This is a genomic window from Halomonas sp. A11-A (assembly GCF_003182195.1).
Classification (GTDB): domain Bacteria; phylum Pseudomonadota; class Gammaproteobacteria; order Pseudomonadales; family Halomonadaceae; genus Halomonas; species Halomonas alkalicola.
The window spans coordinates 16,083-37,353 of the sequence record NZ_QGTM01000009.1 but is presented as its reverse complement, the minus strand read 5'-3'; the positions used below and the strand labels follow the sequence as shown (position 1 = coordinate 37,353).

At 68.2% G+C, this 21,271-nt stretch carries 17 protein-coding genes and 1 riboswitch; of the genes, 9 read left to right on the top strand and 8 right to left on the bottom strand.

Translation table 11 applies throughout. The features are described 5' to 3' along the window. Positions 1-149 precede the first annotated feature (149 nt). Complete coding sequence (lhgO, locus tag DER72_RS08435) at positions 150-1,346, bottom strand: L-2-hydroxyglutarate oxidase (protein WP_110069557.1); 1,197 nt, start codon at positions 1,344-1,346, stop codon at positions 150-152. Here lhgO and DER72_RS16590 point away from each other — a divergent pair. From DER72_RS16590 to DER72_RS08415, 4 genes are all read left to right on the top strand, one after another. Next, positions 1,294-1,764, top strand: a complete 471-nt coding sequence (locus tag DER72_RS16590; protein WP_309064162.1) for an XRE family transcriptional regulator — start codon at positions 1,294-1,296, stop codon at positions 1,762-1,764. The two genes, lhgO and DER72_RS16590, sit on opposite strands and share 53 nt — an antisense overlap. Before the next feature lie 331 nt (positions 1,765-2,095). Next, positions 2,096-2,875, top strand: a complete 780-nt coding sequence (gene dsrO / locus DER72_RS08425; RefSeq protein WP_110069556.1) for a sulfate reduction electron transfer complex DsrMKJOP subunit DsrO — start codon at positions 2,096-2,098, stop codon at positions 2,873-2,875. Next, the gene (gene nrfD, locus DER72_RS08420; protein ID WP_110069555.1) at positions 2,856-4,082 is read left to right on the top strand and encodes an NrfD/PsrC family molybdoenzyme membrane anchor subunit; all 1,227 of its coding nucleotides are present in this window, start codon (positions 2,856-2,858) and stop codon (positions 4,080-4,082) included. Before dsrO ends, nrfD begins: the two co-directional genes overlap by 20 nt. Next, positions 4,075-7,170: a molybdopterin dinucleotide binding domain-containing protein gene (locus tag DER72_RS08415; protein ID WP_110069554.1), complete on the top strand. Its 3,096-nt coding sequence runs from the start codon at positions 4,075-4,077 to the stop codon at positions 7,168-7,170. The genes nrfD and DER72_RS08415 overlap by 8 nt, the downstream gene beginning before the upstream one ends. A 111-nt stretch (positions 7,171-7,281) precedes the next feature. Here the strand turns inward: DER72_RS08415 and ilvD are convergent, their stop codons facing one another. After that, the gene (gene ilvD, locus DER72_RS08410; RefSeq protein WP_110069553.1) at positions 7,282-8,970 is read right to left on the bottom strand and encodes a dihydroxy-acid dehydratase; all 1,689 of its coding nucleotides are present in this window, start codon (positions 8,968-8,970) and stop codon (positions 7,282-7,284) included. A 182-nt stretch (positions 8,971-9,152) separates the two neighbouring features. On the opposite strand from ilvD, the gene DER72_RS08405 reads away from it, so the two are divergent. From DER72_RS08405 to DER72_RS08395, 3 genes are all read left to right on the top strand, one after another. Beyond that, complete coding sequence (locus DER72_RS08405; protein ID WP_110069552.1) at positions 9,153-9,518, top strand: DUF5362 family protein; 366 nt, start codon at positions 9,153-9,155, stop codon at positions 9,516-9,518. A gap of 135 nt (positions 9,519-9,653) precedes the next feature. Next, positions 9,654-9,941 carry a type II toxin-antitoxin system HigB family toxin gene (locus tag DER72_RS08400; protein WP_110069551.1) on the top strand — a complete coding sequence of 96 codons (288 nt, stop codon included), beginning with the start codon at positions 9,654-9,656 and terminating at the stop codon, positions 9,939-9,941. A 2-nt stretch (positions 9,942-9,943) separates the two neighbouring features. Continuing rightward, positions 9,944-10,348 carry a type II toxin-antitoxin system HigA family antitoxin gene (locus tag DER72_RS08395; RefSeq protein WP_110069550.1) on the top strand — a complete coding sequence of 135 codons (405 nt, stop codon included), beginning with the start codon at positions 9,944-9,946 and terminating at the stop codon, positions 10,346-10,348. A 77-nt stretch (positions 10,349-10,425) separates the two neighbouring features. On the opposite strand, the gene DER72_RS08390 is transcribed toward DER72_RS08395, so the two are convergent. The 5 genes from DER72_RS08390 to DER72_RS08370 all read right to left on the bottom strand — a co-directional run bounded on the left by DER72_RS08390 (position 10,426) and on the right by DER72_RS08370 (position 16,054). Beyond that, positions 10,426-11,121, bottom strand: a complete 696-nt coding sequence (locus DER72_RS08390; protein ID WP_110069549.1) for a TenA family protein — start codon at positions 11,119-11,121, stop codon at positions 10,426-10,428. Further along, positions 11,118-12,524: a sodium:solute symporter gene (locus DER72_RS08385; RefSeq protein ID WP_110069548.1), complete on the bottom strand. Its 1,407-nt coding sequence runs from the start codon at positions 12,522-12,524 to the stop codon at positions 11,118-11,120. Before DER72_RS08385 ends, DER72_RS08390 begins: the two co-directional genes overlap by 4 nt. After that, positions 12,514-12,624: riboswitch (TPP riboswitch) on the bottom strand. Its footprint overlaps the gene before it by 11 nt. A 95-nt stretch (positions 12,625-12,719) precedes the next feature. Continuing rightward, positions 12,720-13,475, bottom strand: coding sequence for an HNH endonuclease (locus tag DER72_RS08380; RefSeq protein WP_110069547.1), 756 nt, complete (start codon positions 13,473-13,475; stop codon positions 12,720-12,722). A gap of 70 nt (positions 13,476-13,545) precedes the next feature. Then, complete coding sequence (locus DER72_RS08375; RefSeq protein WP_110069546.1) at positions 13,546-14,133, bottom strand: peroxidase-related enzyme; 588 nt, start codon at positions 14,131-14,133, stop codon at positions 13,546-13,548. Between the two features lie 421 nt (positions 14,134-14,554). Further along, positions 14,555-16,054, bottom strand: a complete 1,500-nt coding sequence (locus DER72_RS08370) for a CoA-acylating methylmalonate-semialdehyde dehydrogenase (protein ID WP_110069545.1) — start codon at positions 16,052-16,054, stop codon at positions 14,555-14,557. A gap of 217 nt (positions 16,055-16,271) precedes the next feature. On the opposite strand from DER72_RS08370, the gene DER72_RS08365 reads away from it, so the two are divergent. Together DER72_RS08365 and katG are read left to right on the top strand one after the other, a co-directional pair. Continuing rightward, complete coding sequence (locus DER72_RS08365) at positions 16,272-17,213, top strand: LysR family transcriptional regulator (RefSeq protein ID WP_110069544.1); 942 nt, start codon at positions 16,272-16,274, stop codon at positions 17,211-17,213. Positions 17,214-17,473: 260 nt separating this feature from the next. Beyond that, positions 17,474-19,642, top strand: coding sequence for a catalase/peroxidase HPI (gene katG / locus DER72_RS08360; protein ID WP_110069543.1), 2,169 nt, complete (start codon positions 17,474-17,476; stop codon positions 19,640-19,642). A 100-nt stretch (positions 19,643-19,742) separates the two neighbouring features. Here the strand turns inward: katG and DER72_RS08355 are convergent, their stop codons facing one another. Next, positions 19,743-21,233 (bottom strand): YdiU family protein, encoded by a 1,491-nt coding sequence (locus tag DER72_RS08355; protein ID WP_110069542.1) that lies wholly within the window; start codon positions 21,231-21,233, stop codon positions 19,743-19,745. Positions 21,234-21,271 lie beyond the last annotated feature (38 nt).

Here is a 21,271-nt window from a genome sequence, read left to right as displayed (position 1 = left end):
CGGGCTGGAACCCGATTCTCTTATGGGGTTGTTATCGGCGCAGTGGTCGTCGCGCCTGCACGAAACCTAGCATGGCCCCTGCGTGGGAGGCCAACCGCCATATTTCTACGTTTCCGGATTCTTTCGGCAATTCCACCAAGGTCGCCCGCTCAGCCCTCCACCAGCGACTTCACCTGCTCGACGATATGGGCACCGATGGGAATCGCCGAGGTCGCCGCGGGCGACGGGGCATTGCCCACGTTGAGGGTGCGCCGGGTGTTCACGAACAGGAAGTCGTCCACCAGCCTGCCGTCCCGGGAGACCGCCTGGGCGCGCACCCCGGCCGGATAGGGCTCGAGGTCCTCGAGGGTCAGGCTCGGGCAGTACTTGCGCACCAGCTCCAGGTAGCCCCGCTTGTAGAGGGAGTTCTTCATCTCCACCAGGCCCGGACGCAGGTTCTTGCCCAGCACCTTGAGGATGCCGGGGTTGGTGAACATCCGCGCCATGTCGGGAAGCGAGATATCACGCTTGTGGTAGCCCTCGCGCTTGAGCGCCAGCACCGCGTTGGGCCCCACGGTGACGCTGCCGTCGATCATCCGCGTCAGGTGCACGCCCAGGAAGGGCATGGAGGGGTCGGGGATCGGATAGATCAGGTGGTTGACGATCGCATTGTGCTTCGCCGGCAGCCGGTAGTACTCGCCGCGGAAGGGGCAGATGGTGAAGCCTGGGTCCTGGCCCAGCAGGCGGATCACCCGGTCGGCCATCAGCCCCGAGCAGGTCACCAGATAGTGCCCCGTGAACTCGCCTCCACTGCTGCTTACCACCACCTCGCGGCTTCGCTCCTCGAGGCCCGTCACCTCGCAGCCGTAGCGGATCTCGCCGCCCATCCGCTCGAACTCGGCGGCCATGGCGCGGGTCACCGCGGCGTAGTCGACGATGCCGCTGGAGGGCACGAAGATGCCGCCGACCCCGGTGATATTGGGCTCGCGCTCGGCCAACGCCTCGGCGGAGAGCCACTCACGCTCGAGGCCGTTGGCCGCGGTGCGCTCCCAGAGCGCCTTCATGCGCTCCATCTCCAGGTCGTTGGTGGCCACCAGCAGCTTGCCGCAGGTGTCGTAGGGAATGCCGTGGGCCTCGCAGAACTCGACGGTGGCCCGGTTGCCGGCCAGGCAGAAGCGCGCCTTGAGGCTGCCCGGGGTGTAGTAGACCCCGGCGTGGATCACGCCGCTGTTGTGGCCGGTCTGGTGCATGGCCGGCGCGGCTTCCTTCTCCAGCAGCAGCATGCGCTGGTCGGGGTAGGCCTGCTTGAGCTGCATGGCGGTGGACATGCCCAGGATGCCGCCGCCGACAATGATGAAATCGTGCATCTCGTCTCGCTCGCCGTTTGGGTCGCCGGACCTTCCCGGCCCTGTCGAACCATGCCACGAAAGCATCATCGAATCGACACTGGCAAAATCGCCAAAGAGCCTCCATAGTGTGCATGTCGCAATCGCCTACTGGAGCACCATGAGTACTGCACGTCACACCCAAAGCGCGGACCTTCTCGACCCCCCGCGAAGTAGCCCTGACCTCGACGTCAGGGACCTGGAAAAACGTACACGCCTCATGCGCATCGTGACTCGGCTGATCGCCGTATCCGACCTCGGCTGCCGAGAGATCGCCCGCCGCGCCGGGCTGCCGGCCCAGAAGGTCAGCGACCTGCTCTCCGGCCGGCTGGAGCACCTCTCCGTCGAGGAGCTGCAGATTCTCTACCGCACCATCGATCCTCAGCCGACGGCCCACTGACGCCGCCGCACCCCCATCCCACATCACGCCCTGCCGGGCCACCGGCGGGGCGTGATGCTTGATGGGCCCCCGGAACACACGCTTCCGCGCTTTCTGCCTCTCTCTTCTTCCCCTTTCGCTCTACCGCTCTCTTTTTTCCCACTTCTTCCTCTCTACTTTCCCTTATCTGCCAAACGCTTGCGTGAACATTAAGCGAGGATTAAAAGCTTGTTAATCATCTCTTGATGCATATCAAGCCAATCGACCTTGGTCGCAGGTAGGCTTTCCGGTGTCACCCCTTTCTTCCTGTCGCGGGGCGATCCCCCGCGGCACCCAGGCCACCGGAGGCGCCATGGACCACCTTCGCCGCTCCCTTCTCGGCCAGCTGGCCCGCCTCAGTGCGGGTGCCGCCCTGATACCGCTCTCGAGCGTTGCCAGCGCCGGCATCAACCGCCAGCCGCCGCGCCGAGAAGGCGACCCTACCAAGCGCTACGGCATGCTCATCGACCTGCGCCAGTGCATCGGCTGCCAGGCCTGCACCGTGTCGTGCCATATCGAGAACGCCGCCCCCCTGGGCAAGTTCCGCACCACCGTCTCCCAGTACGAGGTGGCGCACCAGGAGAGCGGCGAGCTAGCCACCTTCATGCTGCCCCGTCTGTGCAACCACTGCGAGAACCCGCCCTGCGTGCCGGTCTGCCCAGTCCAGGCGACCTTCCAGCGCCAAGACGGCATCGTGGTGGTGGACAGCGACCGCTGCGTGGGCTGCGCCTACTGCGTCAACGCCTGCCCCTATGACGCCCGCTTCATCAACGACCGGACCCAGACCGCCGACAAGTGCACCTTCTGTGCCCACCGCCTGGAGGCTGGCCTGCTGCCGGCCTGCGTGGAGAGCTGCGTGGGCGGCGCGCGGATCATCGGCGATATGCGCGACCCCGAGAGCCAGATCAGCCGCATGATCAAAGAGCACCGCGACGAGTTGATGGTGCTGCAGCCCGAAAAGAACACCCTGCCCCAGGTCTTCTACCTCGGCATGGACGAGCGCTTCACTACGCGCCCGCTCGCCGAGCCGGTGGCCCTGGAAGTCCTCGACCCCCACGGCAAGGAGATGGGTTATGAATTCCATGGCCATTGAGCTGCTCGCCCCGCGCTACACCATCGCCTGGTACCCCTGGGCGGTGCAGTACTTCTTCCTGATCGCCCTCTCCTACGCCACTCTGTGGCTGGCGGCCCCGGCGCTGGTGTTCGGCCGGCAGCGCTGGCTGCCCACCGCACGCCTGGCGCTGCTGGCCTGCCTGACCACCACCCTGGTGGCGCCGGTGGCGCTGCTGGCCGATCTGCATCAGCCGCTGCGCTTCTGGCACTTCTACGCCTACCCCACCTCGAGCTCCTGGATGTCCATCGGCAGCCTGCTCCTGCCGCTCTACGTGGTGGGCGTGCTCGTGCTCAGCTGGTTGGCCTGGCGCCCTGCCCTGCAGGCCAACCGCCAGGCCCCCGGCCTTGCTGGCCTTGCCGCACGCGGGCTCTCCTTCGGTTCCACCCCCACCCCGCGCGCGGCGCTGGTGCTGGTGGGCCTGGGCACCCTGGCGCTCTCCACCGGCATCATGCTCTACACCGGGGCGGAGCTGGCCGTGGTCAAGGCGCGTCCGCTGTGGAACACCGTCTGGCTGCCGCCGATGCTGGTCGCCACCGGCTTTATCGCCGCGGCGGGTCTCGTGCTGGTCTTGAACCGGGTCAGCGGTCTGCGCGACCGGGCCACCATTGGCCAGATGCTCAGGGTGCTGCTGGGCGCCTGTCTGGTGGCCGGCCTCGTCGCCGGCAGCTGGTTCCTGGACGGCATCAACGCCAACGTCGGCTCGGTGGCCGCGGCGCTGGACTCGGTGCGCGCAAGCCCCTCCTGGCGCAGCACCGCCCTCTGGGGCGGCCTGACCGGGGTGGCCCTGTTCGGCGCCGTGCTCTACCTGCTCACCCGCCCCGCCGCCCGCCGCCCGGCCCTCTTCGCCTGGGCCTGGGTGCTGGGCCTGGTGGCCATCCACATGGGCTGGATGTTCCGCTGGGTGGTGCTGATGGACGTGCAGCACGTGGCCCGCAACAGCGCCGGCTTCCACCACTACGGCATCCCCGCCGGCTCCTCCGGCATCCTCGGCATCGTCGGCACCTTCGGCCTGTGGCTCGCCGCGGTCCTGGTGATCGACCTGCTGATCCCGTGGCGCCAGGCGCGCCAGGGCGGCAGCGCCGCCGACGTCTCGCTCTCGGACAGCACAGCGTCATCCGACAGCACCGCACAGTCCGACGCCCAACGCGCTGCACACAACATGGAAGGAGCGCCCCGCCATGGCTAAGTCCCCCGTCGATACCTCACGCCGCCGCTTCATGAAGGGTGCCGTCGCCGCCGGCGGTGCCGCCACCTTCGTCGCCGGCTACTCAGACCCCCTGGCCAAGATGGCCAAGGGCGTCACCGGCAGCGCCGGCGAGAAGCCGAAGGACCGCATCCACGGCAACTCCCTGGCGCCGGAGTACCGGGTCGACCTCGACACCGGCGAGCTCACCCTCAACCCGGACCAGCGCACCGCCTTCACCATCTGCTACGGCTGCACCACCCAGTGCGGCGTGCGGGTGCGCGTCGACAACGCGAGCGACCGGGTGCTGCGCGTCTCCGGCAACCCCTACCACCCGCTCTCCGCGGACGACCACCTGCCCATGCGCACCCCGGTGGCCGAGGCGCTGCGCCACGTCAGCGCCTTCGGCGGCCAGGGCCAGGTCAACCGCTCCACCGCCTGCGCCCGCGGCAACGCCATGATGAGCCAGCTGGAGAGCCCCTTCCGCATCGACCACTGCCTCAAGCGGGTGGGCGGGCGCGGCGAGCGCCGCTGGGAGAAGATCTCCTTCGAGCAGCTGATCGAGGAGGTCTGCGAGGGCGGCGACCTGTTCGGCGAGGGCCACGTGGACGGCCTGCGCGCCATCCACGACCACGACACCCCGATCGACCCGGAGAACCCGGAGTACGGCCCGAAGGCCAACCAGCTGATGGTGATGGAGGCCACCGACTACGGCCGCTCGGAGCTCCTCAAGCGCTTCACCCTCAACGCCTTCGCCACCCGCAACTACGGCCACCACGGCTCCTACTGCGGCCTGGCCTTCCGCATGGGCTCCGGTGCGGTGATGAACGACCTGGGCGCCAACGCCCACGTCAAGCCGGACATCCAGAACGCCCGCTTCATCATGTACATCGGCACCGCGCCGAGCCAGGCGGGCAACCCCTTCAAGCGCCAGGGCCGGCTGATCGCCAAGGCCCGGGCCGAGGGTACCCTGGAGTACGTGGTGGTGGACCCGGCGCTGAACGCCTCCACCTCCCACGCCGCCGACCACAACCGCTGGGTGCCCATCCGCCCTGGCACCGACAGCGCCTTCGCCATGGCCATCATCCAGTGGCTGCTGGACAACGAGGGCTACGCCAGGGCGTTCCTGGAGCTGCCGGGCAAGGCCGCCGCGGACGCCGCCGGCGAGGCCACCCACTCCAACGCCACCCACCTGGTGATCGACACCGAGGATCACCCCCGCCGCGGCCACTTCCTGCGCGCCAGCGACCTGGGCCTGGCGGAGGCCGACAGCGACGCCGACGCCCCCATGGTGGTGGTCGACGGCGAGCTCGTTCACGGCGAGGAGGCGATGGCCGCCGAGCTCTTCGTGGAGCGCGAGGTCGAGCTCGCCGACGGAACTGCCGTGCGGGTGAAAAGCAGCATGACCCTGCTGCGGGAGTCGGCCAACGAGTACGACCTGGCCACCTACGCCGAGCACTGCGGCATCCCCGAGGCCACCATCGTCGAGCTGGCAGAACGCTACGCCAGCCACGGCCGCCGCGCCGTGGTCAACTGCCACGGCGGCATGATGTCCGGCAACGGCTTCTACGCCGCCTTCGCGGTGCAGATGCTCAACCTGCTGGCCGGCAACTACAACATGAAGGGCGGCAGCGCCGTGGGCGGCGGCCAGTTCAACGGCTTCAGCAAGGGCCCCCGCTACGACCTGGTGGACTTCCCCGGCAAGCGCGGCCCCCAGGGGGTCTTCCTCTCCCGCTCGCGCTTCCCCTACGAGAAGTCCTCCGAGTACCGCCGCCGCGTGGAGGCCGGCGAGAACCCCTACCCCGCCCGGGCACCGTGGCGCTCCTTCGCCCCGCCCACCCTCACCGAGCACCTGCCCTCGGCGCTGGACGGCTACCCCTACCCGATCAAGGCGCTCATCGGCTGCATGGCCAACCCCATCTACGGCCAGGCCGGGCTCGAGGCGATGATCGCCGACAAGCTCAAGGACCCGAAGCGCCTGGGGCTCTTCGTGGCCGTGGACGGCTTCATCAACGAGACCAACCGCTACGCCGACTACATCGTGCCCGACTCGGTGATGTACGAGGTGTGGGGCTTCACCGGCGCCTGGAAGGGGGCGCTGGGCCGCCTGACCACCGCCTGCTGGCCGGTGGTGGAACCGCGCCAGCAGAAGACCGCCGAGGGCGAGCCGGTGTGCCAGGACAGCTTCTTCATCGCCGTGGCCAAGCGCCTGGGCCTTTCCGGCTTCGGCGACGAGGCGATCCCGGATGCCGACGGCAAGCTGCACCCGCTCAACCGCGCCGAGGACTACTACCTGCGCGCCGCCGCCAACATCGCCTTCATGGACGAGCCGCTGCCCGAGGCCGACGAGAGCGATATCGACCACGGCGGCATCGCCCCGCTGCTGCCGCGGCTCGAGCGCACCCTCAAGGCCGAGGAGCGCGCCCGGGTGGCCTACCTCTACGCCCGCGGCGGGCGCTTCCAGGACGCCAGCGACCACTTCCGGGGCGAGCGGCTGACCAACGCCTGGCGCCGGACCCTGTGCGTCTACAACGAGGTGGTGGGCACCAGCATCGACACCATGAGCGGCGAGCCCAACCGCGGCGTACCCAACCACAAGCTGCCGCTGCTGGCCAACAAGCAGACCATGCGCGAGGTATTCACCGAGGAGGAGTGGCCGCTGCTCGCCTTCTCGTTCAAGTCCAACCTGATGAACTCCTACGCCATCGGCAACGAGCGGCTGCGCATGATCAAGCCCTACAACCCGGTGCAGATGCATCGTGAGGACGCCGAGCGCTTCGGCATCAGCCACGGCGATACCATCCGCATCGAGAGCCCCGGCGGCAGCGTGGTGGGCCTGGCCCTGGTCAGCGAGAGCGTGATGCCGGGGTCGCTCGGCATCGAGCACGGCTACGGCCACCGGGATCTCGGCGCCACGCCGCATGTGATCGACGGGGAGTCCCAGCCGGACATGCCCTGGCTGCGCGCCGGCATCAACATCAACGACCTGGGCTTCCGGGACCCGACCCGCAACGTGGACGGCACCTGGCTCGAGCCCATCAGCGGCGCCAGCGTGCGCCAGGGGCTGCCGGTCAGGGTCCGCAAGGCCTGAACCCGCCGCGCCCGAACCAACCGAGCCTGGATAAACCACTGAAAGGCAGAGCGCCCCCGCCGGGAAACCGGCGGGGGCGCTGTCGTTGGCGCTCCTGTCAGCCGCGGGGGCTCAGTCGAAGGCGTCGGTGACCGCCCCGGTGCTGGCGGAGCTGACGGTCCTCGCGTACTTGGCCAGCACCCCGCGGGTGTAGCGCGGCGCCGGCTGCTGCCAGGCGGCGCGGCGGCGCATCAGCTCCTCGTCGGAGAGGTCGACCTCGATGGTATCGGCCTCGGCGTCGATGGTGATCACATCGCCATCCTCCACCAGCGCCAGCGGGCCGCCGTCGAAGGCCTCTGGGGTCACGTGGCCGACCACGAAGCCGTGGCTACCACCGGAGAAGCGCCCGTCGGTGATCAGCGCCACCTCGCTGCCGAGCCCGCGGCCCATGATCGCCGAGGTGGGCGTGAGCATCTCGCGCATGCCCGGCCCGCCCTTCGGGCCCTCATAGCGGATCACCACCACGTCCCCGGCCACCACGGTGCCGTCGTTGATGCGCGCCTGGGCCTCCTCCTCGGAGCCGAACACCCGGGCGGTGCCGGAGAAGCGGGTGCCCTCCTTGCCGGTGATCTTGGCTACCGCCCCCTCCGGCGCCAGGTTGCCGAAGAGGATGCGCAGGTGGCTCTCCGCCTTGAGGGGCGCATCCAGCGCCGCGATGATCTTCTGATCGTCGGGATAGGGGGCGACACTGGCCAGGTTCTCGGCGAGTGTGCTGCCGGTCACCGTCAGGCAGTCGCCGTGGAGCAGGCCGGCATCGAGCAGGGTCTTCATCAGCGGCTGGATGCCGCCGATGGCGACCAGCTCGCTCATCATGTAGTGGCCGCTGGGGCGCAGGTCGGCCACCACCGGCACGCGCCGCCCGATGCGGGTGAAGTCCTCGAGGGCGAGGTCCACCCCAACGGTGCGGGCCATGCCGATCAGGTGCAGCACCGCATTGGTGGAGCCGCCGAGTGCGATCACCACGGTGATGGCGTTCTCGAAGGCCTCCCGGGTCATGATGTCGGAGGGCTTGATGTCACGTTCGAGCAGCGCGAGCACCGCGGCGCCCGCCGCCTCGCAGTCCGCGCGCTTGTCGCTGGAGACGGCGTTCTGCGCCGAGCTGCCGGGCAGGCTCATGCCCAGCGCCTCGATGGCCGAGGCCATGGTGTTGGCGGTGTACATGCCGCCGCAGGAGCCGGGGCCGGGGATCGCCGTCTCCTCGATCTGCTTGAGCTCGATCAGGTCGATATCGCCGCGGCTGTGGGCGCCCATGGCCTCGAACACCGAAACGATGTCGGTGTGGCCCTTGCCGGGCAGGATGGTGCCGCCGTAGACGAAGACACTGGGGCGATTCAGCCGCGCCAGCCCCATCAGGCAGCCCGGCATGTTCTTGTCGCAGCCGCCGATGGCCACCAGGCCGTCGAAGCCCTCGCAGCCGGCCACCGTCTCGATGGAGTCGGCGATCACCTCCCGGGAGACCAGGGAGTACTTCATGCCCTCGGTGCCGTTGGCGATGCCGTCGGAGATGGTGATGGTGTTGAAGATCACCCCCTTGCCGCCGGCGGCGTCGGCGCCGTCCCGGGCGTGCTCGGCCAGCTCGTTGATGTGGCTGTTGCAGGGCGTGACCATGCTCCAGGTGGAGGCAATACCCACCTGGGGCTTGGCGAAGTCCTCATCACGAAAGCCCACCGCGCGCAGCATGGCGCGGCTGGCCGCCTTGCCGGGGCCGTCCACCACCTTGGCGGAGTGGCGGCGGCGGGGGTCCTTGGGGGTGTCGCTCATGGCGGGGCTCCTTGTGAAGATGGGGTAACCCCCAGAGGGTGGACCTCAAGGCCCGGCATGACAAGCAATGGTGCCCATGCATCGAAACGGGGCAAGGCCCCTGACGGGCTGCTAGAGTGTCTCGCAGCTCATCGCTACCCCTTGGTATCGATTCGCTCATCAACCACGACAAGGAACGTGACATGGACAACAACTCCCAGGAACTGCTGCGCGACCTGATCGAGCCGCTCTACCGCGGCAAGTTCTGGATGCAGCTCACCGGCGTGATGCTGATCCTCTCGGGGGTGCTGACCGCCCTCTCCATCGTCGGCCTGATCGTGGCCTGGATTCCGATCTGGGCGGGCTGGGTGCTGATGCAGGCGGCGGGCGCCGCCGGCCGGGTCTTCGAGAGCGGCGACTCCCGGGACATGAAGTTCGCCCTCGGCAAGCTCAAGACCTACTTCACCATCTTCGGCGTCCTGATCCTGATCTACCTGGCCATCGCCGTGGGCGGCATGCTGTTCGGCGCCATCGGTATGATGGGCATGATGGGCGGCAGCGGCTGGTAGCGGCTGAAGCTCCACAGCGGCCCATCACGCGAGCGCCCCCGTCGGTTACCCGGCGGGGGCGCTCTTGCCTGGCGCCATTGCCGTGTCCGCAGGTAGAACCTATACTCTATCGCAAAGTGCGATAGAACAGACGCCATGCATGTCATCACCCAGAAGCGCATCTGGGAAGCCAAGCAGAAATGGCCCCAGGCCGCCTCTGCACTGGATGCCTGGTATCGGCTCATGAAGTCGAGCGAGCCCGGCAGCTTTGCCGAGATGAAGGCGCTGTTTCCCGCCACCGACAAGGTCGGCCGGCAGCATGTCTTCGATATCGGCGGCAACAAGATTCGTCTCATCGCCGTGGTGCATTATCGATTCAGGAAGATCTATATCCAGCACATCCTCGACCATACCGAATACGACAGGGGTACCTGGAAGGAGTGAACATGACCAGCATCGTCCAACAGGCGGCCGCCCACTGGCGCTTCGTGGCTCCCCTGCTCAGCGCTCCGGAAACGGAAGACGACTACGACGCCCTGGTCGCGGCGCTCGATGAGCTGCTGGAGCTGGTCGGAGACGACGAGGAGCACCCCCTGGCGAGCCTCGCCTCTCACATGGGTGACCTCATCGAGGAATATGACGATGCCCATCGCCCGATGCCTGAGGTGAGGGGCGCCGACATGCTCCGCCACCTGATGCAGTGGCACGGTCTCGACCAGTCGAGCCTGCCGGACGTCGGCACCCAATCGGTGATCTCGGAGATCCTCAACGGCAAGCGACGCCTGAACGTGCGCCAGATCAAGGCCCTAACCCAGCGCTTCGGGCTCCCCGCCGACCTCTTCCTCGACTGAGGGGGCCTCCCCTCTTCCCCTGAGCAACGCCCACCGCAAGCAAGGCGGGTATGGCGACGGCTACCCGCGCAGCCCGCTCAGCGCGGCATCACGGCGTCGTGGAAGGCGCGCTCCCTGGCGACGGTCTCGCGGAAGCACTCGGCCATGCGGGTGAAGGCGGCGTCATCGAGCGCTTCGGCCTCCTCGTCCAGGCGGCGGCGCAGCCAGGCCACGAACTCCTGGAAGGCGGGGTTGTCGTGCAGGTCGATCCACTCCACCATCAGCGGGTGCAGGTCGCCTGCACGCGTCACCCGCAGCGCCCACTCCAGGTAGACCCACTCGGTGACCACCAGCACAGCCAGGATCTCCGCATAGCCGCCGCCATCACCGGTCTCGCGCAGCAGCGCCTGGAAGGCCCGGGTCTCGGGCAGGTAGTCCGGCGCCTCGCGCTGGGCGGCGGGCACCGCGAAGGCCTCGAAGGTGCGCTGGAAGGCGCTGTTCTCGTCGCTGGTCAACATGCCCATGAACTGCCCCAGCACCACCCGGTCCTCCATGCTCGGTGCACGGCCGATGGCGAAGCCGATCAGCGCGGTGAAGGGATCCACGAAGCCGTAGTCCTGCACCATATAGGCGGCGAAGTCGGCGCCGGCGAGGCGACCCTCGGCCATGGCGTCGAAGAGCGGGTGGTTCACGGTGGCGGACCAGTCGGGCTCGCTGATCTCGCGCAGCCAGTCGGTGAGGCGCGGCGCGTCCTGCTGCGCCGCCCAGGCGGTCCAGTCGGCTCGAGTCGTCATCGGGCATCTCCTTGGAGTGTCGGTTGGAATCTCGCCCCCGGGTACCGCCAGGCGATCAGCAGGCTCACCAGCGTGGAGGCGAGCAGCGCCCCCAGGAAGGGCGGAAGCGTCGGAATGCTGTCCGGGAAGGTGGCGGCGAGCACGCCGGCGGAGAGGCTTCCCAGGGTGATCCAGCCTGGCAGCACCGCACCGAGCAGGCCCGCCACGCCGCCGGCCACCGCGGCGAGCGGCGACATGCGCCGCCACAGGCCCAGCAGCACCGGCAGCAGGATGGCGGCGCACAGCAGATCCGCGATCAGGAAGAGGCGCAGCACCGAGAATCCCTGCAGGGCCACCCACACCACCGGCAGCATCAGCGCCACCGTGACCAGGCGCGCCGCCCGCACCGAGAGCCCGCGCCGGCCGGAGCTGGCCACCGCCATGGAGGCGATGGCGTTCTGCAGGGTATCGACGCTGGAGGCCACCAGGGTCACCGCCAGCACCAGGGCCGGCAGGCCCAGCCAGGCCGGCGCGGCGGAGAGCAGCGCGAAGAAGGGAATCGGCGGCTCGCCCAGAGGCAGCGCATGCATGGCCGCCACGATGCCTAGCCCGCCGATGGCCATCACCACCAGCAGGCTGCTGGCTCCACCCAGCAGGGCCCCACGGGCCAGGGCGCGGTCATCCTCGGCGGCCCATACCCGCTGCCAGTAGCCCTGATGGAAGAGGTTGGCCGCGGTGACGGCGATCACTAGGGTGAGCGCCACCGAGAGCGCACTGCTCGTGGGAATCGAGGGCATCACGGCTTCGGCCGGCATCGGCGGCAGCCACCACCAGGCCACGCCGCCCACCAGCACCAGCAGGGCCAGCAGCAGCCAGGCCTGCCAGCGGTCGGTGGCGAGGCTCGCCCGCAGCCCGCCCAGGGTGGTGTAGACCAGGGTGACCACGGCCACCCCGAGGACCACCAGCGCCGGCGGCACGTCGGAGAGCAGCGCGGCGATGGCGCCGATGGCGGTGAGCTCGGCGGCCAGGAAGATCGCCATGTAGGCCACCGAGACGAAGGAGACCCAGCGCCGCACCCCGGCGCCGTAGCAGGACTCCGCGAACTCGCCGATGCTGCGCCCCTGCGGCAGGTGGCGACGGATCGCCGGGCCGTAGAGCCCCAGCACGATAAAGGGCAGCGAGGAGCCGATGGCGTAGCCGGCCAGCGCCACCGGCCCCACGAAGGCGCCGATCTCCGGCGGCGCGAAGAGGATCCAGGCTCCCATGCTGGAGGCCAGGAACGACAGGCCGATGGCCTGGGCGCCCTGGGAGTTGCGGGCGGTGACGTAGTCATCGAGCAGGCCGTCGGCCCGGCGGGCCCGCAGGCCCAGGAAAGCAAAGCACAGAAGCGCCGCGCCGAGCACGGCAGACGTCAGGTAAGGCATGTCGCGCTTCCTCCGCCGGTATGAACCGGATCAGGTTCCAGGGTCGGCGCTTGGCCCTCTCAGCCCCCGCGGATGCGGCGGGACTCCCCTGGCGACAAGTGAATGAGTTGTGTGGGCCCGCCGTGCTCAGCAACACAACGGGCCGGAGGCATCATAGCGAGGCCATGGGCCGGCGGCCAGGGGTCGCCGGGGGTATCAGCGTCGGAAGCACTCCCGGAAGTGCCAGGCGAGATAGTCTCGGTTCGGAAAGGCGCGAGGGCTCAGGATCAAGGGCTGGCCCTCGAGGTCATGGAGCTGCGCCTTGAGCCGGCCGTTGGGGGCCGCGCCGGTCAGCTCAGGAGAGATGCGAATGCGGTCCCGGTCGTCGATGGCCAGCAGTCCCTTATCGAAGGCGCGGTCATGGAGCGCGTTGAGGCAGAGCCCATTAGCGGGATCGAGGCGAGACTCTGGGCGCGCCTGCCAAGGCACGATATGGCTCGCAATCAGTAGATCCTCGTGACGAAGCCCGGTAATCACGCATCGCGTGTCGTAGCGCACCATCACGGCCTTGCGGAATAGCGACTGCCCAATACGCCGTCGCTGCAGGGCATAGGCCTCGCTGCCGGTGTAATCCTCATCTGCCTCGGCACTATCGCCACAGGGATCGAGCTCTACCCAGGCCGACTCACTCTCGGCGGCGACACTCTTCGGGTCGGCGATAAAGCGCTCCCACAGCAGGCGATCCTGGCGTGAGGCACCCGACAGCCCCTTTTTGCCCAGCGCCCGTACCTCTGGGTCGAGGCTCGCGTAGTTGGAGAGCTTCATGGCCACCGAGCTGGCAGAGCGGCCCATCTGCTCGGCCAGGTGAATGACCTCGGGCCGCTCGCGATGCAACTGACCGAAGCTCAGGCGGCAGTAGAGCGCCAGCGCCTGCAGTCGGTCTTGGTCGCTCCATGCCTTACGCTCTGCCACTGAACATGCCTCGCATCATTCCCCTTTTCATCTTCGAGCGTACCGGCAGCCCTTCTGGATGCCAACGACGTTACTTCTCCCTCGGCACCCGGCCCATCAGGTAGAACTCCGGGTTGGGCGGCGTGCCGGTGAGCGTGACCAGGCGGTTGGAGAGACCGAAGAAGGCGGCGATGGCGCCGATGTCCCAGATGTCGTCGTGGGTGAAGCCCGCCTCGATCAGACGCGCCTGCCACTCATCGGTGAGCTCCCCCACGTCCAGGCCGCAGTGCAGGGCAAAGTCGAGCATCACCCGATGCCGCTCGCTGATCGGCGCGGTACGGTGGTTGATGGCGACCTGGTCGGCCAGCAGGGGGTCCTTGCTGTAGATGCGCACCAGCGCGCCATGGGCCACCACGCAGTACAGGCAGCGGTTGCGGGCGCTGGTGGCCACCACGATCATCTCCTTCTCCGCCTTGGTGAGGGTGTCGGCCTCCCTCTCCATCAGGGCGTCGTGGTAGGCGAAGAAGGCGCGGAACTCGGCCGGGCGGTGGGCCAGCATCAGGAAGACGTTGGGGATGAAGCCGGCCTTCTCCTGCACCGCCAGCATGGCGTCGCGGATGTCCTCGGGAAGGTCCTGGATCGATTCGGGGATGGGAAAGCGGCTGATGGGCGCGGTCATGGTGGCTCCTGGCGTTGTGGTTGTTGTTGGAAACCTCCAGTTAACGTTAACGTCAGGGTGCTGTCCATACGATCTCGGTCGCAGGCGGCCCCGAAAGGCATGGTAGCCATGCCTGACCATTGGCGACCACCGCGGGAGGCCTGCGGCCTCCATTCGCCCGGCGTAGCCGGCCTCCCACAGAAAGACAGCCAAGGAGTCATGGACCGGGGGAGGCCTTCGGCCTCCAATCGCCCGGGCGGACCCGGGCTCCTGCAGAAAGACAGCCACGAGGGAGGCCTGCGGCCTCCATTCGCCCGGCGAAGCCGGCCTCCCACAAGGGAGCCGGCCTCCCACAGAAAGGCAGCCACGGGAGTCATGGACCGAAACGCAGCCGGCCCCGCCTCTCTCGAGGCGGGGCCGCGCTGTCACCGAGCAGGTGGGATCAGCTCAGCGAGATGGTGCTGTTGATGCCGCTGGAGACGTTCTCCGGCTCGAACCAGCGGGCGGTGACGGTCTTGGTCTGAGTCCAGAAGGCGATGGCCTGCTTGCCGTTGGGGCCCAGGTCGCCCAGCTTGGAGGCGCGTGAGCCGGTGAAGCTGAAGTAGGCGACCGGCACCGGGATCGGCACGTTGATGCCCACCTGGCCGACGTCGATGTCGCTCTCGAAGCGGCGCGCCACCCAGCCGGAGTTGGTGAAGATGGAGGTGCCGTTGCCGTTGGGGTTGGCGTTGATGAACTCGATCGCCTCGTCGAGGGTGTCGACGGTCACCACGCAGAGCACCGGGCCGAAGATCTCCTCGCGGTAGATGCTCATCTCCGGGGTCACGTCGGCGAACAGGGTCGGGCCGACGAAGTTGCCGTTCGGGTAGCCCTCGACCCGGTAGCCGCGGCCGTCCACCAGCAGCTTGGCGCCCTCCTTCTCGCCTGCGGTGATCAGCCGCTCGACGCGCTCCTTGGCCTGGGGGGAGACCAGCGGGCCGAGGTCGGCATCACGCTGGGTGCCGGGGCCCACCTTCATGCTCTTGGTGCCCTCGACGATGTCCTCCAGCCACTCGCGGGCCTCGCCCACCAGCACCACCACGGAGTTGGCCATGCAGCGCTGGCCGGCGGCGCCATAGGCGGAGCCAAGCAGGTTGTTGATGGCCTGGCTGCGGTTGGCATCGGGCATGATCACGCAGTGGTTCTTGGCGCCCATCATCGACTGCATGCGCTTGCCGGCAGCGGCGGCGCGGTTGTAGAGCAGCGAGCCCACGTGGGTGGAGCCGATGAAGGAGAGCGCCTTGATGTCGGTATGGTCGGCGATCTGGTTGGCGACGTCCGGGCCGCCGTGAACCACGTTGAGCACCCCGGCCGGGATGCCCGCCTCGTGGGCCAGCTCGACCAGGCGCATGGTGGAGCTCGGGTCCTGCTCGGAGGGCTTGAGCACGAAGGTGTTACCGGTGGCGATGGCCAGCGGGAACATGAAGCAGGGCAACATGATAGGGAAGTTGAAGGCGGTGATGCCGGCACCCACGCCCAGCGGCTGGTGCATGGTGTAGACGTCCACCTCGCTTGCCGCGTTCTCGGCAAGCTCGCCCAGCTGCAGGGAGGTGATCGAGCAGGCGTGCTCCACCACCTCCAGGCCGCGACCCACCTCGCCGGCGGCGTCGGGCAGGGTCTTGCCGTGCTCCTCGGTGATCAGCGCGGCCAGCTCGTCGGTGTGCTCGCGGATCAGCGCCTGCAGCTTGAGCATGATGCGCATGCGCTTGGCCAGCGGCACCTTGCGCCAGGTCTTGAAGGCCTCCTTGGCACTGGCCACGGCGCGCTCGACCTCCTCGGCGGTGCAGAACGGCACCCGGGCGACCACCTCCTGGGTGGCCGGGTTGACCACGTCGCGCCACTCCTGACTCTGGGACTGAACGGGCTGGCCGTCGATGTACATGGGGATTTCGCGGACTGACATGGGCGTGCTCCTCTGGGTGCTGTCGCTGCCGGTGGGCGGCTTGTGGTTGTGGCGGCCGCTGGCCGCTGCCGTCGCCCGGCATTAGACTTTGTGTGTATAAAAACACGAGCGATGATGGCATCGAGTGTATCCAGAGGTCGGATGGCGTGACAACGGGCACTCAGGCACATTGCTTGTGCACTGATGCACAACCAAGTTTCCTCCGTGGAGCCCTGCCATGCTCGACTGGCACGACATCCAGATCTTCCTGGAGGTGGCGCGCACCCAGCGCCTCACCGACGCCGCCCGGCGCCTGGGGCTGGACCACTCCACCCTGTCGCGGCGCACCCGGCGCTTCGAGCAGAAGCTCAACACCCAGCTCTTCGAGCGCAGCACCCACGGCTACCACCTCACCGAGGCGGGCCAGCAGCTGCTCGCCCATGCCGAGGAGATGGCCCGCCACGCCTTCGAGGCCGGCGAGAGCCTCTCCGACAAGAACCACCAGGTGAGCGGCCAGATCCGCCTGGGGGTGACCGAGGGCTTCGGCACCTGGGTGATCGCCCCGCTGCTCTCGGCCTTCTGCAGCCGCCACCCCGGGGTGACCCTGGACCTGCTCGCCCTGCCTCGGGTGGTCAACCTGAGCCGCCACGAGGCGGACCTGGCCATCACCGTGGAGCGCCCGGTGAGCCCGGGGCTGGTGATCTCGCGGCTGTGCGACTATCGGCTGCGGCTCTACGGCAGCGAGAGCTACCTCGAGCGCCACGGCGCGCCCGGCCGCGTCGCCGAGCTGGGGGAGCATCGGCTGGTCGGCTACGTGGACGACCTGATTTTCAGCGAGCAGCTCAGCTACCTGGAGCCGCTGCTCGACCCCGCGGTGGTCGGCCACCCCGGGCCGCACTTCGCCATGCGCAGCACCAGCGTGACCACCCAGCACGCCGCCTGCCTGCACGGGGCGGGGCTCGCCGTGCTGCCCTGTTTCATGGCGGAAAGCAGCGGGCCACTGGTCAGGGTGCTGACAGACGAGGTGGCGATCGACCGCCAGTTCTGGATCACCGCCCGCCAGGAGCAGCGCCGCCTGGCCCGGGTACGCCTGCTGTGGGACTTCCTGCGCGAGGCGCTGGAGGCCAACCGCGACTTCCTGATGGGCGAGGCCCGAGAACTGCGCCTTCCCGAGGCCTGACCGGCCGCGTCAGGCATAGCAGTTCCGCCGCCGCCTGCCGATTGAGATTGCCTATCGCCGCGGTGGGCAATGCCGCATTGTGCTAATGGATTTCGTAGGAGTAGGTTAGGGGTGATGCGGACAGGGAGCCGCGACCGTCGCACCCGCAAGGTGGGCGATGGTTGATATGGCTCATTGCCCCCCAGGGAAGCCATCGTCTATACAAGGATGGCTATTCCCGAAACACAGCCAAGCTCAAAGCAGCCAAGATGGAGTGCGACATGGGTGATCAACAGAACACAGGCAAATGCCCGGTGATGCACGGGTCCAACACGCAGGAGAAGGCGGATGTGAAGGCTTGGTGGCCTGAGAGCCTGAACCTGAACATTCTTCATCAGCATGACCGCAAGACCAATCCGATGGACGAGGACTTCGACTATCGCGAGGAGGTCAAGAAGCTCGACTTCGAGGCGCTAAAGCAGGACCTGCATGCGCTGATGACCGACAGCCAGGAGTGGTGGCCGGCCGACTGGGGTCACTACGGCGGCCTGATGATCCGCATGGCCTGGCACTCGGCGGGCACCTATCGCCTGGCCGACGGCCGCGGTGGCGGCGGCACAGGCAATCAGCGCTTCGCTCCGCTCAACTCCTGGCCCGACAACGGCAACCTGGACAAGGCCCGCCGCCTGCTCTGGCCGATCAAGAAGAAGTACGGCAACAAGATCAGCTGGGCCGACCTCTTCATCCTGGCCGGCAACGTGGCCTACGAGTCCATGGGCCTGAAGACCTTCGGCTTCTCCTACGGCCGCGAGGATATTTGGCACCCGGAAGAAGACATCTACTGGGGGGCCGAGAAAGAGTGGCTGGCACCTTCCGACGAGCGCTACGGCGACGTCGACAAGCCGAGCACCCTGGAAAACCCGCTGGCGGCTGTCCAGATGGGTCTGATCTACGTGAACCCGGAGGGGGTCAACGGCCAGCCCGACCCGCTCAAGACCGCCGAACAGGTGCGCGTCACCTTCGCCCGCATGGCGATGAACGACGAAGAAACGGTAGCCCTGACGGCCGGCGGCCACACCGTTGGCAAGGCCCACGGCAACGGCGATGCCGGTGCGCTGGGCCCGGAGCCGGAAGGCGCCGACGTGGAGAACCAGGGCCTCGGCTGGCTCAACCCGCACATGGACGGCAAGGCGGCCAATGCCGTCACATCGGGCATCGAGGGGGCCTGGACCACCAACCCCACCGTGTTCGACATGGGCTACTTCGACCTGCTGTTCGGCTATGAGTGGGAGCTGACCAAGAGCCCAGCTGGTGCCAACCAGTACGAGCCGATTGGCATCAAAGAAGAAGACATGCCGGTTGACCCGACCGACATGAAGACCCGCGTCAAGCCAATGATGACCGACGCCGACATGGCCATGAAGGTTGACCCGAAGTACCGGGCCATCTGCGAGAAGTTCATGGCGGATCCCGAGTACTTCAAGGACTGCTTCGCCCGCGCCTGGTTCAAGCTGACCCACCGTGACATGGGGCCGAAGTCCCGCTACATAGGTCCGGAAGTCCCGGCCGAGGACCTGATCTGGCAGGACCCGGTGCCCCAGGGCGAGACCAACTACATCGAGGAGGTGGTCAAGGAGAAGATCGCCGAGGCCGGCCTCTCCCTCGAAGAACTGGTCTGCACCGCCTGGGACAGCGCCCGGACCTTCCGCGGCTCCGACATGCGCGGCGGCGCCAACGGTGCACGCATCCGCCTGGCGCCCCAGAAGGACTGGGAAGGCAACGAGCCTGCGCGACTGGCCAAGGTGCTGAAGGTCTACGAGCAGATCTCTGCCGAGACCGGTGCCAGCATCGCCGACGTGATCGTGCTGGGCGGCAACCTGGGCATCGAGCAGGCCGCCAGGGCCGCGGGCCATGACGTCCACGTGCCCTTCCTGAAGGGACGCGGCGATGCCACCGACGAGATGACCGACGCCGAATCCTTCGAGCCGCTGGAGCCGCTGGCCGATGGCTTCCGCAACTGGCAGAAGAAGGATTACGTGGTCAAGCCGGAGGAGATGCTGCTCGACCGCGCCCAGCTGATGGGCCTGACCGCGCCGGAGATGACCGTGCTGCTGGGCGGCATGCGGGTGCTGGGCACCAACCACGGCGGCAGCCAGCACGGGGTCTTCACCGATCGCGTGGGCCAGCTGACCAACGACTTCTTCGTCAACCTGACCGACATGGCGAACCGCTGGGAGCCCACCGGCAAGAACTCGTACAACATCGTGGACCGCAAGAGCGGCAGCACCAAGTTCACCGCGACCCGCGTCGACCTGGTATTCGGCTCCAACTCCATCCTGCGCGCCTACGCCGAGCTCTACGCCCAGGATGACAACCAGGAGAAGTTCGTGAAGGACTTCGTTGCCGCCTGGACCAAGGTGATGAACGCCGACCGCTTCGACGTCGCGTAACGCGCAAGCGCTGGCCGGGGAGCCCCGGCCACGCCGTCACCCACAGAGACGCCCGGGCTTTCCCGGGCGTCTTTTTTGATGCAGGGTATTCCGCTGCGGCTCAGGTCCCGCAGAAGGTGCGGAAGACCCGCTCGGTGGACGGCGCCGGCTGGGCGTATTCTTCCCGGCCCGGCTGCTCGGTGAAGGGCTCGGCCAGCACCTGGCGCAGGGCCTCGAAGGGGCCGAAGTCATCCTGCTCGGCGGCGGCCGCGATCATCCTCTCCACCAGGTGGTTGCGGGGGATATAGAGCGGATTGACGGCGTTCAGGCGCGCGGCGATCTCCTCCCTGCCGACACCTTCCCGAGCCAGACGCTCGCGCCAGCGCGGCAGCCACTTCCGCAGGGCCGCGTCGTTCTCGAACAGCGCCAGCAGCGCGGGGGCGTCGTCCTCCACCGCCTCACCCTCTTCAACCGCTTCACTCAGGCGACGGAAGGCCAGGGTGAAGTCGGCCCGGCCGGCCTGCAGTGCTTCCAGCAGGCCCTCGACCAGCTCGCGGTCGCCCGCCTCCTCCTGCGCCAGCCCCAGCTTCTCGCGAAAGACCGCCAGCCACTCGGCCCCATAGCGCGGCTCGAAGGCCTCGACCAGCGCCGTGGCCCGCTCAACGGCGCGCTGCTGGTCCGCATCGATCAGCGGCAGCAGCGCCTCGGCCAGCCGCGCCAGGTTCCACTGGGCGAGCCAGGGCTGGTTGCGATAGGCGTAGCGCCCCTGCTCGTCGATGGAGCTGAACACCGTCGCAGGATCATAGGCCTCCATGAAAGCGCAGGGGCCGTAGTCGATGGTCTCGCCGGAGATCGCGCAGTTGTCGGTGTTCATCACCCCGTGAATGAAGCCGAGCCCCATCCACTTCGCCACCAGCGCCGCCTGGCGCCCGACTGCCGCCTCCAGCAACGCCGCGTAGCGCTCACCCTCTTCCAGGCCCTTAAGCTGGGGATAGTGTCGCTCGATGGCCAGGTCGGCCAGGGTGCGCACCGCCTCATGCTCGCCCCGGGCGGCGAAGTACTGGAAGGTGCCCACCCGCAGGTGGCTCGACGCCACCCGGGTCAGCACCGCACCGGGCTCCGGCACTCGGCGGAAGACCCGCTCGCCGCTGGTCACCGCGGCCAGCGCCCGGGTGGTGGGCACGCCGAGGCGATGCATCGCCTCGCTCACCAGGTACTCACGCAGCACCGGCCCGAGGGGAGCGCGACCGTCGGCGCCGCGGGAAAAGGGCGTCATCCCGGCGCCCTTGAGCTGGATATCGCGCAGGCGCCCGTCGCGGTCGGTCACCTCGCCGAGCAGCACCGCCCGGCCGTCGCCGAGGCGCGGGTTGAAGTGGCCGAACTGGTGGCCGGCGTAGGCCTGGGCGATGGGCTCGGCGCCGGGCGGCACGGCGTTGCCGGAGAACCACTCGGCGGCGCGCGCCTCGTCGAAGGCATCGAGATCGAAGCCGAGTTCCTCGGCCAGCGGCCGGTTGAAGGCCACCAGCCGCGGCGCGGGCACCGGCACGGGGTCGAAGCGGATATAGAAGTGTTCCGGCAGGCGAACGTAGCGCAGGGTGAACTCGGGGAACATGGCAACTCCGGTCGCGGCGAGGGGCGTGAATACCCGAG